Origin of the sequence: Methylosinus sp. Ce-a6 (assembly GCF_009811655.1) — a bacterium.
Lineage (GTDB): Bacteria > Pseudomonadota > Alphaproteobacteria > Rhizobiales > Beijerinckiaceae > Methylosinus.
Genome location: NZ_BGJX01000089.1, coordinates 1 through 1,065, shown reverse-complemented (window position 1 = coordinate 1,065; position 1,065 = coordinate 1). Strand labels below are relative to the sequence as shown.

Here is a 1,065-nt window from a genome sequence, read left to right as displayed (position 1 = left end):
TAGAGCGGAATCCGATCAAGCTGCATCATAGCCGGATGCCGCAAAGTAATTCGCGCATTCGCTCGGTGTGACGCTTCGCAGGGCCTGGGCGACCGCCGCGTCGAGCGCATCGACGGTGCGCGCTGCGATGCGCTGGAGAACCGACTTGATCTTGGAGAAGGACTTTTCGATCGGATTGAAGTCCGGCGAATAAGACGGAAGATAAAGGAGCTTCGCGCATTTCGCTTCGATCGCCTCGCGCACGCCCACGACCTTGTGGGTGCTCACATTGTCCAGCACCACGATCTCTCCTGCGCAGAGCGTCGGCGCCAGAACCTGCTCGACATAGGCCAGGAACGAGCGGCCATCGAGCGCGCCGTCGATCATCATCGGCGCGTCGATGCGATCGACGCGCAGCGCCGCGATCAGCGTCGTCGTCTCCCAATGTCCGAACGGGACCGACGCCCGGCAACGCTCCCCGCGCGGCGCCCGGCCGAAGCGCCGCGCCATATTCGTCGAGACGCTCGTCTCGTCAATGAAAACGAGCTTTTCCGGGTCGAGATCGAGCTCGCCCTCGAACCATTCCTCTCGCGCCGAGGCGACGTCTTCCCTGTCCTGCTCCGCGGCATGGCCGGTTTTCTTCTTGCGCGTGATCCCATGGCGCACGAGGAACCGCCACACCGTCCCATAGCCGACGGCGAGCCCGTGGCGCTCCCTGATCTTGTCGCGCAGCTCCATGATCGTCATGTCGGGCTTGTCCTTTATCTGCGCGAGGATGAAATCCGCCTGCGCCTCGATGCGCCGCGAGCGGCGGTCGCCGCCCATCTTGGCCGGCGCGACCTCGCCGGTGATCTCGACCCGCTTGGCCCAGCGCACGGCGGTCGCCGGACCGATATCGAACCGTGCGGCCGCCTGTCGGCGCGACATCCCGCCCCGGATCGCCTTCATAACCTTCTCACGAAGATCCATAGACAGCGTCATGATCCCCTCCCAGCCGCTCGCGCCGCTCGATGCCGATCAGCGCTCCGCTTCAGATATGGGAATCCGCCACGCTTTATTGAATCGCCATGCTCGGACGACGCTCTA

Annotated in this window: 1 protein-coding gene; it reads right to left on the bottom strand. The window is 64.3% G+C overall.

Annotated features, from left to right (window positions below; genetic code table 11):
• Window positions 1–15: 15 nt before the first annotated feature.
• On the bottom strand, window positions 16–960 hold the full coding sequence (locus Mspo_RS19430) for an IS630 family transposase (RefSeq protein ID WP_159732943.1): 945 nt from the start codon (window positions 958–960) through the stop codon (window positions 16–18).
• Window positions 961–1,065: the final 105 nt, after the last annotated feature.

Coding starts and splice junctions, on each gene's coding strand:
- Mspo_RS19430 (WP_159732943.1), bottom strand. CDS start 960: ATGACGCTGTCTATGGATCTTCGTGAGAAGGTTATGAAGGCGATCCGG.